Raw genomic sequence first — 13779 nt, forward strand, 5'->3', positions numbered from 1 at the left:
GTAGGTCACGCCGTTAGCCGCGCTGACGGGGCAAGGCCATTTGCAACAGATTGGATTCATTGGCCTCGGCACGCGCCAGCTCACCGCTGACCGCCCCCTCGCACAACACCAGAATGCGGTCCGAAATACCCATCACTTCCATCAAGTCGCTGGACACCACAATCACCGCGATACCGCTGGCGGCCAGACTGTGGATGATTTGGTAAATCTCGGCCTTGGCGCCAATGTCGATGCCACGGGTCGGCTCATCGAGCAGCAACACTTTCATCGGCATCGACAGCCAACGGCCCAGAATGGCTTTTTGCTGATTACCACCCGACAGGAACATGATTTTCTGCGCAGCCGTGGGGGTCTTCACCTTCAACGCACGAATCTGTTTATCGGCGTTATCCCGCTCCCATTGGCCGCGCAATACACAGCCCAAGGCGGAATGAGCACTGCGCGCACTGATATTGATGTTCTCCGCCACACTGGCCAAAGGAATGATGCCTTCCTTTTTGCGGTCTTCAGGGCACAGCAGCACACCGGCATCAATGGCATCACGGGGTGAACGCAACGTCAGGGTCTCGCCCTGCAGCTCAACCAGCCCGGCGCTGTGGCGCGCCAGCCCGCTTAACAAGCGCAACAGCTCAGTGCGCCCGGCCCCGACCAGACCGAACAGCCCCAGAATTTCACCTTGACGCACCTCGAAACTGACCGGCTGGCGCAGACCTGGGCCAAGCAATCCATCGACCTTGAGCGCCACCGCACCGTGTTCGCGAGGTCGATAGTCATAAATATCCTGAATATCGCGACCGACCATGCAGGTCACCAACTGGTCGTGGGTCAACTCGCTCATCTGCTCAAAGGTGCGCACGTAACGGCCGTCCTTGAACACAGTGACCGCGTTGCAGATGCGGAACACTTCTTCCATGCGATGGGAGACATAGAGCACCACTTTGCCTTCGTCGCGCAGGCGCGCAATGATCGCCATCAGGCGGTCGATTTCCCGCGCCGACAGGCTGCTGGTCGGCTCGTCGAAGGCAATTACATGAGCACCGCGGGACAACGCCTTGGCGATTTCAACCAGTTGGCGCTGACCCAGCGACAAGCGAGCAACCTTCTCTTGAGGATCAATTTCATCGGCCAGCCCCTTGAGCAAGGCCAATGCGTTGCGCCGTAACTCACCGCGCCGAATCAAACCAAAGCGCGCCGGCAAATGGCCCAGAAACAAGTTCTCGGCCACGCTCATTTGCGGCACCAGATGCAACTCTTGATGAATCACCGCAACCCGATGAGCGATGCTCTCAGCGGTGGATTTGAACACCATGGATTGCTCGCCGATCTGCACCGTGCCACTGCTGGGCGCGTAGGCCCCGCCGAGGATTTTCAACAGGGTCGATTTACCGGCACCGTTCTCACCCATCAGCGCATGCACCTGACCGGGATGCGCCTCAAAAGTGATATTGGCCAGCGCCTGTACGCCGGGGAAATGCTTGCCGATGGCATTGAAGCGCAGGCTGTCACTGCATGGAGCATGAGTCTCTGTAAGCGGCTGCATAAGCACCTCCGACTCAGTTCCACAACCCGATTTTGGTCAGCTCTTCCTGGAAGTTATCCCGGGTGATGAGCGTCACTTCGTCCATGGCCGTGTACAGCGGCGGCTCTTTGCCTTCAGTGATCCACTCGAACATCAGGGTTGCGGTCTTGTAACCCTCGATATGCGGGCTCGGCAGCATGGAACCATAAAAGCCGCTATTGGCCTTTTTCAATTCGCCAATCGCGTCGGTGCCGTTGATACCAATTCCGATCACGTTGGCAGCGGCAAAACCCGCACTTTCCGTGGCGCGCACACCACCCAGCACCGTGCTGTCATTCATGCCGCCGATGATCAGGTTTTTTGCAGCGCCGGGCAGCTTGACCAGTGCCGAGTTGGTGGCGTCCATACTGCCGGGCACATCGAGGGTCTTGAGCGCCGAATACAGAATGTGATCATCCGGCAAGCCTGCGTCTTTCAAGGATTTAACCGAACCGTCGGTGCGCTTTTTGCCCGTGTCCAGTTCGTTGAAGGTATTGATGACCGCGTAGGTGTCTTTCCAGTCCCAATTGCGTTTTTTTGCTTCAGCCACCATCGCTGCGCCTTGCTGCTGGCCGACTTCAAACGCCGCCATACCCAAATACGGCACGTCTTCCATAAATTTGCCGCTGGCATCGACAAAACGGTCATCGACGGCAATGACTTTCAGGCCATTCATCTTGGCCTTGGCCATGATCGCAGGCCCGAGGCCCACGTCCGGCGGACAAATAACGAATCCCTGAGCGCCATTGGCGGCCAGACTGTCGATGGCCGACAGGGTTTTCTCCCCATCAGGCACGGCAATTTTGATCAGCTCAAAGCCTTTGTCTTTGGCGGCCTTTTCAGCGAAAGCCCACTCGGTCTGAAACCAGGGTTCTTCCGCCTGTTTGACCAGAAAACCGATTTTGACCGGATCAGCGGCCAGCACGGTATGACCAAAGCTCAGCGCAGTCGCTGTCAGTGCCGCGCAGCACAGGGCGCGAAGGATGGGACGACGTTTCATGGCAAACCCTCTTGTTGTTATTTTTAAAGTGTTTGAAGCCTGATCGTTCCGGCCGGTTACTCAGTCGTGGTACAGCACCGAACGCCCGCCATCGATGGTGATACAGGACGCATTGATAAACGGCGCTTCATCGCTCGCCAGAAAAACAGCGGTCATGGCCACTTCCAACGGCTGGCCGATTCGCCGTGGCGGATGCAGATCCAGCGCGCGCTGGCGCTCTGCTTGCGGGTCGGCGAAGCCGTTCCAGTAATCGACGTTCAACTGAGTTTCGATGTAACCCGGTGCAATGGCGTTTACCCGTATGCCTTTGGGCGCATATTCAATACCCAGCGCGCGGGTCAGTCCCAACAAACCATGCTTGGCCACCGGGTACGGGAAACAGCCGGGAATGATGTGGCTTGAATGGGTCGAGGCAATGTTGATGATGCTGCCCACTCCCTGCTCGATCATGTGCGGCAACACGGCCTTGCAGCCATACCAGGCACCGTCAAGATCAATGGCGAAACAGCGCCGCCAATCCTCTTCGGTCATTTCCAGCGGATCGCGAAACACATTGACCCCGGCGCAATTGACCAGCACATCCACGCGGCCATGCCGTTCTATCGCCAGCGCGACCATGGCCTGCAGGTCGGCCTGGCATGAAACATCTGCGGTGATGGCCTGTACATCTGCGCCTTGCTCGCGCCAATGGGCGGCCACTTTCTCGACTTTCTCGGCCTGAATATCGCTGATGACCATTTTTGCCTGCTGCGATACAAAGCTGGCGACGATGGCTTCGCCAATGCCCTGAGCCGCGCCAGTCAAGAGCACCACCTTGTTTTTCAGACGCTCACCGCGAGGCGGTTGGGCTACCGCAGGCAAGGAAAGAGGTTCAGCCATGGATCAGAACTCCGTAAAAGAAGCACGACGAAAACCGGGCATCTGACGATGACCGGCCATTAAAAGTAGGGAATTGAAAGCACGCGCGTGGGCGCAGGAAAATCCTGGAATATGTCGACATCACTTCACCATCTTATTTTTTTAGTGTGAGTGCGTGGAACTGTGGCCGACTATAAACCCGGAAACTGCAAAGTCTCAATATATAATTTTGAATCTCATATTTAGGGATTTGGCAGCTAGCCGCCGATGATTTTCATCACCGTGGCACCGCCCGAGAAGGCGATGTCTTGCTTGTCGCCCAAAGCTTTCATCAACAAACTTTGCAGCGCAGGCAAAGCCTGATGGCGGGGTTTGTTCAGCAGGTCGCCGACATAGTGGCGATTGCTGGATGACAAGCAGCCATGCAGCCAACCTGTAGAGGACAGACGCAAGCGCGAACAGGTCCGGCAAAACGGCACGCTTTCGTTGGCAATCACGCCAAAATATCCCTGACCCGGGATGTGATAGCGCACAGCAGTGGCATCCACTGGCGCATCGGCTTGCAAGTATTCGTGGCGCTCGCCTATGAGCGACAGCAATTGTTGCAGGCTGACAAATTGTTGCAGGAATGCATTGCCATCACTGGCCAGGTGGCCCATGCGCATCAGCTCGATAAACCGCAGCTCGTAGCCCCGTTCAAGGCAATACTCCAGCAAAGGGATTACCTGATCGAGGTTTTGCCCGCGCAACGGCACCATATTGACCTTGATCTTGATCCCCGCCTCACTGGCCTGGCGCATGCTGTCGAGCACGGTTGGCAGATCACCACCACGGGCAATGGCGCGAAAGGCTTCCGGGTTCAGGGTATCGAGGGAAACATTGAGGCGACGTATGCCCGCCTCCAGTAGCAAGGGCAATTTGCGCGCCAGCAACTGACCATTGGTGGTCAGGCTGATATCACTCAAGCCTAACGAACCAACTCCCTGCATAAAGGTTTCAAGCTTGGGACTGACCAGCGGTTCACCGCCGGTAATGCGCAAACGCTCGATACCTGCGGCTTCAATCAGATAGGCCACGCCACGGATCATGGCTTCGGCCGACAATTCATCCTGAGCCGCCACCAGGCGTTTGCCGTTGGGCACGCAATAGGTGCAGGCGTAATTGCACGCAGACGTCAGGCTGATGCGTAAATTGCGAAAACGTCTGCCTTGGCGGTCAACAATCATGGACGACTCCGACGCGCAGGATAGAGCCGCGCCAACACCTGATAATAGGGTACAGGGCACGCGGCCATGAATGATAAAGCCCCTTCCCCGCTACTCGACAGCCGGGGTGTCCGTGTCACGCTTGCGCTTGTTGCCCATGCGTACACCGATGTCCATCAGGAACTGGAAAAAGCCTTCCTGATCTTCCAGCACATTGCTCCAGAACGGCGAGTGATACAGCGCTACCGCGCCGTGTACCAATGCCCAGGCTGCGCAATAGTGGAAATACGGTGGCACATCTTCAAGCTTGCCTTCACTGATACGCCCCTTGATGAGCAGGGTCAAACGCTCAAAGTTTGAAGCGCGGATCTTGTGCAGCTCTTCAACCAGCTCGGGCACCTGATTACCTTTGACGACCTTTTCTTCAAGGCGGTCAAACAGCCGATAACGCTGAGGGTCACGCATGCGAAATTCAAAGTAGGCCCGCGACAGCGCCTCTTTGTCTTTATCGACGTCAGCGGAATGCAGCAACTCGTTCAAATCACGTTCGTAATCGAGCATCAGGCGCAGGTAAATCTCGGCCTTGGATTTGAAGTGCTTGTAAATCGTGCCTTTGCCGATACCGACGGCATCCGCAATCATCTCGACGGTGACGCTGTCTTCACCTTGTTCGAGGAACAGCTTGAGCGCGGTATCGAGAATTTCTTGCTCGCGGCGACGAAACTCACGGACCTTACGGGGTTCTTTGTGCATAAGAAAAGGTCTGTTCGGGTCAAAATCGAAGCGGAGTATTATGCATTAGTCACGCTAAATTGCACGGACCATCCTGCGTGCTCGCGTTTGCAGATGAATTCATATAACCCGTATGAGCAGGCAATCGAATCACAGGTATTCCAAATTTGTTTAAAAAACGATCAACCACGACTGGACGTTCAATAAAGCTGACCGATACTAAAGGAGTCGGCGGCACATCCCCCCAAGTGGCTGCCGATCAAGGTCACAACGGAATGTGCCCTTTGTTTTACTCCTAATGGTCTTAACCCGGGTTCCCCAGAGTCCGGGTTTTTTTTGTCTAAAAAGTCGATATTTTGCGCTGACCTCGTAGTCGCTGACGAGGAACGAAGGCTGCGATCGAGCGCGTAGCGGTCGCAAAATGGGCTATCAGCGTATGCCGTGTCTGCGACGGCTGCGCCGCCGATCGCAGCCGTCGTTCCTAGGCAGCGACTACGGGAGAGATACCCGGGCCAACGGGAACAGGCGCTTGAAGTTCTCTGTGGTCTGCTCTGCAAAACGCTCGTAGGACTCACCGCGCAACATCGCCAAAAACTCGGCTACTTCACGCACGTATTGCGGCAGGTTCGGTTTACCACGATGAGGAATCGGCGCCAGATATGGCGAATCTGTCTCGACCAACAAACGGTCGGCGGGCACCTGGCGGGCCACATCACGTAACGCATCGGCATTGCGAAACGTTACGATGCCCGACAGCGAGATGTAATAGCCCATGTCCAGCGCCGCTTTGGCCATGTCCCAGTCTTCGGTGAAACAATGCAGCACGCCAGCGTGGGGCAAGTCTGCCTCGCGCAGCATATTCAGGGTGTCCTGACGAGCACCGCGCGTGTGAATAACGACGGGTTTGCCGGTTTGCTGAGCCGCCTCAAGGTGAACCCGAAACGACAGCTGCTGCAACTCGGCGGCTTCAGGCTCGTAGTGGTAGTCCAGACCGGTTTCGCCAATGGCTACGACTCGTGGGTGGTTCAGTTCGCCCAGCAACCAGTCCAGTGCAGGCGCCGCTCCCGGCTGCACATCCAGCGGGTGTACACCTACCGAGCAATCAACATCGTCATAGCGCTCAGCCAACGTTTTGACATCGGCGGCATTGTCGGCACTGACACCAATACACAGAAAGTGACCGACACCGCGCAAGCGCGCCGCTTGCAACGCTGCGTCCAGTGAACCGTCGTGGGCACTCAGATCCAGACGGTCAAGATGGCAATGAGAGTCAACCAACATACAAAATTACCTGTTTATCAAATCGATCAAATCAACGCTGGCTGGGCAAACTTGCCCACTGCACCAGTAAGGCTTCGAGCAACAGCACCCGATTGAGGTTGGCCTTGCCCAGCACTTTTTGCCGCTGGGCCAGAATCCAGTCCTGGATGGCCAGCACTTTGTCTTGCGGGGTTTTCTGCGCCAGGTATTGCAGCACTTTGCGCATGTCGTCCAGCCCCAGCCCGGCTTCATCCTGAGTCAATTGATAACGCAAAATCAGACTCGACCAGTCGCAGAACCAGTCAAACAGCAACAACAACGGGATGGCATTCCAGCTTTCAGCCAGTTGAGTGGCCGAAATTTCACGCTTGAGCAGCTTTTTGACCCCTTCTACCACCGCCGCGCGTTGCTCGCGGACACCTTGGGCCTGCAACTTGACCGCAGCCAAGGGCGAGCCGGCGGCCAGTGTCAATAACTCACGCCGCTCTGTATCGCTGCACTCGGGCAGCGCCTTGGCCAGCCACTCAAGGCTCATCACCTCGCTGGGCAGCGGGCAGGCTTGTTGCACGCAGCGACTGCGGATAGTCGGCAACAGTCGACTCGACTGGTGACTGACCAGCAGCAAAATGGTGTTGCCCGACGGTTCTTCAAGGCTTTTGAGCAAGGCGTTGGCCGCGTTGACGTTCATCGACTCGACGGGCTCGACCAAGACCACCTTGCGCCCGCCCAATTGCGCGGTTTGCACCACAAAATTGACCAGCTCGCGCACTTGATCAACCTTGATCGCTTTGTCGGCTTCTTCCGGCTCAAGGATGTAGTTATCCGGGTGACTGCCTGCAGCCAGCAAAGAACAGGATTTGCACGACCCACAAGCCTCAAGCCCGACCGGCTGTTTGCACAGCAGGCTGGCCATCAGTCGCTCAGCCAGGGCGCGCTTGCCGATACCCGCTGGGCCATGCAACAAGTAGGCATGGGCGTGTTGAGCACGCCCGGCCATTTGCTGCCACAGGCTGTCTTGCCACGGATAGGCCTCAGCCACGGTACAGCTCCAGCAATTGCGGCAACAATGCATCCAGTTGCTGCTGAACCTCAGTCAGCGACTGGGCGGCGTCGACCAAACGATAACGCGCCGGTTCGGCTTCGGCCCGCTTGAGGTACGTACTGCGCACGGCATCGAAAAAGGTACGGCCTTCCTGCTCAAAACGGTCCAGTCGGCCCCGGGCGCTGGCGCGGGCCATACCGACTTCAATCGGCAGGTCAAAGACCAGCGTAATGTCCGGGCGCAGCGCGCCTTGCACAAAGGTTTCCAACGTAGCGATGCGCTCATGCGACAACCCGCGCCCACCGCCCTGATAGGCATAAGTCGCGTCGGTAAAACGGTCACACAGCACCACCGCACCACGAGCCAGCGCCGGGCGAATCACCTCGGCCAGGTGCTGGGCGCGGGCGGCAAATACCAGCAAGAGTTCGGTATCGGCGCACATGGCGTCATCACTAGGCGCCAGCAACAGTTCACGGATGCGTTCAGCCAACGGCGTGCCACCCGGTTCGCGGGTCAACACCACATCAATGCCGTGCGCACGCAGACGCTCGGCCAGATAGTCGCGATTGGTGCTTTTGCCCGCGCCTTCGGGGCCTTCCAGGGTAATAAACAAGCCAGTCACAGGCAGCAATCCTTAATCAGTTTCATTCGGGCTTTGCGGCTCGGCCGCAGGGCTCGCCGGCTCAGCGGCGGGTGTCGGCGCGGGGCTTGAGCGGTAATCGGCGCGACGCTTGATCTGGAATTCGCGCACGGCATTATTATGCGCATCCAGATCATCCGAGAACGTGTGGCTGCCGTCACCCTTGGCGACAAAGTAAAGGCTGCTGCCACTGACCGGGTGCAAGGCGGCATGAATGGCCTCACGTCCAACCATGGCAATCGGTGTCGGCGGCAGTCCGGGAATGGTGTAGGTGTTGTAGGGCGTTGGTTCACGCAGATGGGCACGGGTCAATTTCCCGTTGTAACGCTCACCCAGACCGTATATCACCGTTGGATCGGTTTGCAGCGGCATGCCGATTTTCATGCGGCGCACAAAAACCCCCGCAATCTGTCCACGCTCCTGGGGCACGCCCGTTTCTTTCTCGACCAGCGAAGCCATGATCAGCGCTTGATAGGGCGTCGCATAGGGCAGATCGGGTGCGCGTTGCTGCCATTCCTCGGCCAGTACTTTTTCAAGGCGGTCGTAGGCTTTTTCCAAAAGCTGCGCATCGGTCATGCCACGGACAAAGCGATAGGTATCAGGGAAAAATCGGCCTTCCGGAAATTCACCGGCATGACCGAGCTTGGCCATCACCTCGCTATCGCTCAGGCCGTCGAGGGTCTGTTCGATTTTTTCATGCTTGGCCAGAGCGCTGCGCACCTGACGAAAATTCCAGCCTTCTACCAGGGTCAGGCTGTATTGCACCACCTCACCGCGCTGCCACAGGCCAATCAGGTCTTGGGCGGTCATGCCGGGGGTCATTCGGTACTCACCGCTGTGCAACGGCTGGCCTTCGAGGTTAAAGCGCCAGTAAAGACGCAGCCAGAAGGCATCGCGCAAGGTGTTGTCCGCTTCAAGACGATTGAACGTACCCGTCGGGGTGGCACCGGCCGGAACGTCCAGCAGTTGCTCTTCGGACACGTTGAGCGGTTGCTCCAGCGCCGAATTGAGCTTCCACGCACTGGCGCCCAGCAGCAAGCCTGCCAGCACCAGACCGGTCTCCAGCAGCAGCAAAAATTTACGTTTCACGAATCAGACATCCAATAGGGTACGAGCAATGCCTTGCAGTTTACGGGTGAGCGGCCCCACCGGCCAGCTCAGCTCTGCAAATGCCCGCACGGGCCAAATGCCATACACGCTATTGCAGAGAAAGAGTTCATCAGCCTGACGCAGTTGCTCAAAGCTGATGTCTGTGACATGCCTCGCAATGCCCTGGCGCTCAGCCTCGACCAGTAGCGCCGCCCGCATCACACCGGCTACACCGCAGCGTTGCAGATCAGCCGTGTACAGGCTGCCATCGCGGACCAGAAACAGGTTGCTGAACACGCCTTCGATCACGCGCCCGGACGTATCGCGCATCAATCCCTCGGCGTAGGCCGGGTCTTGCCATTCGGCACGCGCCAGCACCTGTTCGAGGCGATTGAGGTGTTTAAGCCCAGCCAACAGCGGCTGCTCGGCCAAACGTGTGGCGCAGTCAAACAGCTGGATACCCTCCTGGGCGTTAGCCTCAGGGTAGGCAGCCGGCGGACTGGCCTGAAGAATTCGTCGAGGCAGCGCCTCGGGTGATGCGCTGTAACCGCGCAGGCTGTCGCCACGGGTCACAATAAGCTTGAGGACACCCTCGCCCATTGCTTGCGCATAGGCCAGCACTTCGCTGCGGATTACAGTGTTATCCGCCACTATGGCCAGGCGAGAACACCCCTGCGCCAGACGCTGCATGTGCAGGTCCAGCAGCAGCGGTTGGCCAGCCTTGACGGCAAGGGTCTCAAACAGACCATCGCCGTAAGCCAGCCCACGGTCTTTAAGCGACGCTAACGCGTGCGCCGGCTGACCGTCGACCCAACTTTGCATTACTCGGCGTACCGGCGAAACACCAGCGAGCCGTTAGTGCCGCCAAAACCAAACGAGTTGCTCAGCACCACGTCGATCGACATTTCACGAGCGGTGTGCGGTACGAAGTCAAGGTCGCAGCCTTCGCTCGGCTCATCAAGGTTGATGGTCGGCGGGGCAATCTGGCTGTTGATCGCCAGCACGCTGAAAATCGCTTCTACCGCGCCCGCTGCACCCAACAGGTGACCGGTCATCGACTTGGTCGAACTCACGGCCAGCTTGTAGGCGTGATCGCCAAACACCGACTTGATGGCCGCGACTTCTGCCAAATCACCAGCAGGTGTAGAAGTACCGTGGGCGTTGATGTACTGAACCTGATCAGGATTGATGCTGGCATCGCGCAACGCATTGGTTATGCAACGTGCAGCACCCGCGCCATCTTCTGGCGGCGAGGTCATGTGATAAGCGTCACCGCTCATCCCGAAACCAATCAGCTCCGCGTAGATGGTCGCGCCGCGCGCCTTGGCATGCTCAAGCTCTTCAAGCACCAGCGCACCGGCACCGTCAGCCAGTACAAAGCCATCACGGCCTTTGTCCCACGGACGGCTGGCACGAGTCGGGTCATCGTTGCGCGTGGACAGCGCACGCGAGGCGCCGAAGCCGCCCATGCCCAAACCGCAGGCGGCCATTTCAGAGCCGCCTGCAATCATCACATCGGCTTCGCCGTAAGCAATATTGCGCGCCGCCATGCCGATGCAGTGAGTACCTGTAGTACAGGCCGTGGCAATGGCGTAGTTAGGCCCCTGTGTACCCAAGTGGATAGACAGAAACCCGGAAATCATATTGATAATCGAGCCAGGCACAAAAAACGGCGAAATCCGTCGCGGGCCTTGTTCATGCAGGATGCGGCTGGTTTCTTCAATATTGGTCAAACCACCAATACCCGACCCCATGGCCACACCGATGCGCTCACGATTGGCATCCGTGACTTCAAGGCCGGAATTGCGCACAGCCTGAAACCCGGCTGCCAGACCGTATTGAATAAACAGGTCAAGTTTTCTGGACTCTTTGACGGAGAGGTAATCCTCAACGTTAAAGCCCTGAACCGAGCCGCCAAAACGGGTGGAATAGGCAGAAAGATCTGTGTGTTCGATCAGACCAATACCACTACGGCCTGCCAGAATGCCTTGCCAGGTGCTTGGTACATCGGCACCCAGTGGCGACAACATCCCCATACCGGTGACTACGACGCGTCTACGCGACACAGCACTCTCCTTTATTCTATTGACGACACTTTGCATCACACCTAAAGAAAAAACCGCACGCCAGAGCGGCAGTGCGGTTTTTCCATGACAGCAAACAGCGATTACAAACTATTACGCCTGGTGGCTAGTAACGTAATCGATAGCTGCTTGAACAGTAGTGATCTTTTCAGCTTCTTCGTCAGGAATTTCAGTCTCGAATTCCTCTTCCAGAGCCATCACAAGCTCAACGGTGTCAAGGGAGTCAGCACCCAGGTCTTCAACGAAGGAAGCCGAGTTAACAACTTCTTCTTCTTTAACGCCCAGTTGCTCGGCTACGATTTTCTTGACGCGTTCTTCGATGGTGCTCATACCTTGTTTTCACTCCTAATGGACAAATTCAGGCAGCTGGCCAGTGGGCAAGTGTATCGAAAGGCTTTTCAGTTTTTCAACTGAAAGCTTTGCACTCACACCGCAATGACCCGCTGCCTATAAAAAGATTGCAGCTTTATAACGGATTTTGGACAGCACGTATGACATTTTTTTGAAACAGGCCGTCACATTTAACTCATGTACATCCCGCCGTTGACTGGAATTGTAGCTCCAGTCACGTACGCTGCACCGTCTGAAGCCAGGAAAGCGACCACACTGGCGATCTCTTGAGCCTGTCCCAAACGCCCCAGCGGAATCTGTGTTTGCAAGGCTTCACGCTGAGCTTCTGGCAGCTCACGGGTCATATCGGTGTCGATAAAACCGGGAGCAACCGAGTTGACAGTGATCGAGCGCGAACCCACTTCACGTGCCAGCGCACGGCTAAAACCTTCCAGACCAGCCTTGGCAGCGGCGTAGTTTACTTGGCCTGCGTTGCCCATGGCACCCACAACAGAGCCAATACTGATAATTCGTCCCCAACGGGCTTTGGTCATACCGCGCAAAACGCCCTTGGACAGGCGGAACAGACTGTTCAGGTTGGTATCGATGACATCATGCCATTCGTCATCTTTCATGCGCATCACCAGGTTATCGCGGGTGATGCCGGCATTATTGACCAGAATCGCTGGCGCGCCGAACTGCGCCTGGATGCTCGCCAACACCGCAGCAACGGATTCGTCGCTGGTGACATTGAGTTCCATACCCGTGCCCTGAACACCGTTTTCCTTCAGGGTGGCAGCAATACGCTCAGCACCCGAAGCAGAAGTCGCAGTGCCAATGACAATGGCGCCCTGACGACCCAACTCCAATGCGATCGCCTGGCCAATGCCACGGCTTGCGCCCGTTACCAGTGCAACTTTACCTTGCAAGCTCATGCAGGCTTCTCCTAATTCTTCAGACCAGCGCCGCACGCGCAGCGGCGAAAACATCGGGTGTATTCAAGTTGTGTGTCGTCACGCCTTCAGCGCAACGCTTGCTGATGCCCGCCAGGACTTTGCCCGGTCCGCATTCGACCAGGTCAACAGGGCCATTGGCCGCCAGCGTCTGAACCGACTCAACCCAGCGCACAGGCTTATACAGCTGCTCAAGCAAATCGCGCTTGAGGGTGGACAGATCAGCGGCAACGCCAGCACTGACGTTCTGTACCAGTGCAATGCTCGGCAGCTTCCAGTCGATCGCTTCGATGGACTCGGCAAAACGTTCGGCAGCAGGGCGCATCAGCTCGCAATGTGAAGGCACACTCACCGGCAGCGGCAAGGCACGCTTGGCACCCGCCTCCTTGCACAGTGCCATGGCGCGCTCAACAGCAGCCTTGGCCCCTGCAATGACGACTTGGCCCGGGGAGTTGAAGTTAACGGCGCTGACCACGTCACCTTCAGCGGCATCCGCACAGGCCTTGAGAACAACAGCATCATCCAGCCCCAGAATCGCGGCCATGGCACCCTGACCGGCCGGAACCGCTTCTTGCATCAGCTGACCGCGACGCTCAACCAGCTTGACCGCATCGGCCAGGCTCAAGCAGTCGGCAGCCACCAAAGCGCTGTATTCGCCCAGGCTATGGCCCGCAACGAAATCAGGACGCTTGCCACCCTCTGCCAGCCACAGACGCCACAAGGCAATCGAGGCGGTCAGAATGGCAGGCTGGGTAATATCGGTTCGGTTCAGCTCTTCAGCCGGACCATTTTGAGTCACCGCCCACAGGTCGTAACCCAGAGCATCAGATGCCTCTTTAAAAGTGTCCAGAACCAGCGAGTGCTCCGCGCCCAACTCGGCCAACATGCCGAGGGACTGCGAACCCTGCCCTGGAAAGACGAATGCGAGGGATGTAGACATGTAACAAGCCCCTAATAATCTTGTCGTCGGAGAATTGACGTCCCGCCTTGGCGGACGCAAGAAACTGACAGTTGGATGGCTGATTTGA

14 protein-coding genes are annotated in these 13779 nt (G+C 57.3%); all 14 read right to left on the reverse strand.

Annotation, left to right across the window (positions count from 1 at the left end; all coding sequences use genetic code 11):
* Positions 1-13: 13 nt before the first annotated feature.
* The 14 genes from araG to fabD all read right to left on the reverse strand — a co-directional run bounded on the left by araG (position 14) and on the right by fabD (position 13691).
* Positions 14-1540, reverse strand: coding sequence for an L-arabinose ABC transporter ATP-binding protein AraG (gene araG / locus GHN86_RS06980; protein ID WP_153376999.1), 1527 nt, complete (start codon positions 1538-1540; stop codon positions 14-16).
* A 13-nt stretch (positions 1541-1553) separates the two neighbouring features.
* Positions 1554-2558 (reverse strand): substrate-binding domain-containing protein, encoded by a 1005-nt coding sequence (locus tag GHN86_RS06985; RefSeq protein ID WP_153376998.1) that lies wholly within the window; start codon positions 2556-2558, stop codon positions 1554-1556.
* Positions 2559-2618: 60 nt separating this feature from the next.
* Positions 2619-3437 carry an SDR family oxidoreductase gene (locus GHN86_RS06990; protein WP_153376997.1) on the reverse strand — a complete coding sequence of 273 codons (819 nt, stop codon included), beginning with the start codon at positions 3435-3437 and terminating at the stop codon, positions 2619-2621.
* A gap of 236 nt (positions 3438-3673) precedes the next feature.
* Positions 3674-4642 carry a GTP 3',8-cyclase MoaA gene (locus tag GHN86_RS06995; RefSeq protein ID WP_153376996.1) on the reverse strand — a complete coding sequence of 323 codons (969 nt, stop codon included), beginning with the start codon at positions 4640-4642 and terminating at the stop codon, positions 3674-3676.
* 90 nt (positions 4643-4732) lie between these two features.
* Complete coding sequence (locus GHN86_RS07000; RefSeq protein WP_153376995.1) at positions 4733-5374, reverse strand: TetR/AcrR family transcriptional regulator; 642 nt, start codon at positions 5372-5374, stop codon at positions 4733-4735.
* 471 nt (positions 5375-5845) lie between these two features.
* Positions 5846-6634, reverse strand: a complete 789-nt coding sequence (locus tag GHN86_RS07005) for a TatD family hydrolase (protein WP_153376994.1) — start codon at positions 6632-6634, stop codon at positions 5846-5848.
* Between the two features lie 31 nt (positions 6635-6665).
* Positions 6666-7652: a DNA polymerase III subunit delta' gene (locus GHN86_RS07010; protein WP_323369096.1), complete on the reverse strand. Its 987-nt coding sequence runs from the start codon at positions 7650-7652 to the stop codon at positions 6666-6668.
* Complete coding sequence (tmk, locus tag GHN86_RS07015) at positions 7645-8277, reverse strand: dTMP kinase (protein WP_323369094.1); 633 nt, start codon at positions 8275-8277, stop codon at positions 7645-7647. Before tmk ends, GHN86_RS07010 begins: the two co-directional genes overlap by 8 nt.
* A gap of 12 nt (positions 8278-8289) precedes the next feature.
* Positions 8290-9384, reverse strand: coding sequence for an endolytic transglycosylase MltG (mltG, locus tag GHN86_RS07020; RefSeq protein WP_323369092.1), 1095 nt, complete (start codon positions 9382-9384; stop codon positions 8290-8292).
* Positions 9385-9387: 3 nt separating this feature from the next.
* Positions 9388-10206, reverse strand: coding sequence for an aminodeoxychorismate lyase (gene pabC / locus GHN86_RS07025; RefSeq protein ID WP_153376992.1), 819 nt, complete (start codon positions 10204-10206; stop codon positions 9388-9390).
* Entirely contained in the window at positions 10206-11450 is a 1245-nt protein-coding gene (gene fabF / locus GHN86_RS07030; protein WP_323369090.1) for a beta-ketoacyl-ACP synthase II, read from the reverse strand. The genes pabC and fabF overlap by 1 nt, the downstream gene beginning before the upstream one ends.
* Before the next feature lie 111 nt (positions 11451-11561).
* Positions 11562-11798: an acyl carrier protein gene (gene acpP / locus GHN86_RS07035; protein ID WP_122783953.1), complete on the reverse strand. Its 237-nt coding sequence runs from the start codon at positions 11796-11798 to the stop codon at positions 11562-11564.
* Between the two features lie 191 nt (positions 11799-11989).
* Complete coding sequence (fabG, locus tag GHN86_RS07040; protein ID WP_153376990.1) at positions 11990-12733, reverse strand: 3-oxoacyl-ACP reductase FabG; 744 nt, start codon at positions 12731-12733, stop codon at positions 11990-11992.
* A 19-nt stretch (positions 12734-12752) separates the two neighbouring features.
* Complete coding sequence (gene fabD, locus GHN86_RS07045; protein WP_153386298.1) at positions 12753-13691, reverse strand: ACP S-malonyltransferase; 939 nt, start codon at positions 13689-13691, stop codon at positions 12753-12755.
* Between the last annotated feature and the right edge of the window lie 88 nt (positions 13692-13779).

The organism is Pseudomonas helleri (assembly GCF_009600315.1).
Taxonomy (GTDB): Bacteria; Pseudomonadota; Gammaproteobacteria; order Pseudomonadales; family Pseudomonadaceae; genus Aquipseudomonas; species Aquipseudomonas helleri_A.

Excerpts from the sequence above, each read along its gene's own strand:
- fabG (WP_153376990.1), bottom strand. The coding sequence starts at position 12,733 with ATGAGCTTGCAAGGTAAAGTTGCACTGGTAACGGGCGCAAGCCGTGGC.
- acpP (WP_122783953.1), bottom strand. The coding sequence starts at position 11,798 with ATGAGCACCATCGAAGAACGCGTCAAGAAAATCGTAGCCGAGCAACTG.
- fabD (WP_153386298.1), bottom strand. The coding sequence starts at position 13,691 with ATGTCTACATCCCTCGCATTCGTCTTTCCAGGGCAGGGTTCGCAGTCC.
- GHN86_RS07000 (WP_153376995.1), bottom strand. The coding sequence starts at position 5,374 with ATGCACAAAGAACCCCGTAAGGTCCGTGAGTTTCGTCGCCGCGAGCAA.
- GHN86_RS06990 (WP_153376997.1), bottom strand. The coding sequence starts at position 3,437 with ATGGCTGAACCTCTTTCCTTGCCTGCGGTAGCCCAACCGCCTCGCGGT.
- GHN86_RS07005 (WP_153376994.1), bottom strand. The coding sequence starts at position 6,634 with ATGTTGGTTGACTCTCATTGCCATCTTGACCGTCTGGATCTGAGTGCC.
- GHN86_RS06985 (WP_153376998.1), bottom strand. The coding sequence starts at position 2,558 with ATGAAACGTCGTCCCATCCTTCGCGCCCTGTGCTGCGCGGCACTGACA.
- araG (WP_153376999.1), bottom strand. The coding sequence starts at position 1,540 with ATGCAGCCGCTTACAGAGACTCATGCTCCATGCAGTGACAGCCTGCGC.
- pabC (WP_153376992.1), bottom strand. The coding sequence starts at position 10,206 with ATGCAAAGTTGGGTCGACGGTCAGCCGGCGCACGCGTTAGCGTCGCTT.
- GHN86_RS06995 (WP_153376996.1), bottom strand. The coding sequence starts at position 4,642 with ATGATTGTTGACCGCCAAGGCAGACGTTTTCGCAATTTACGCATCAGC.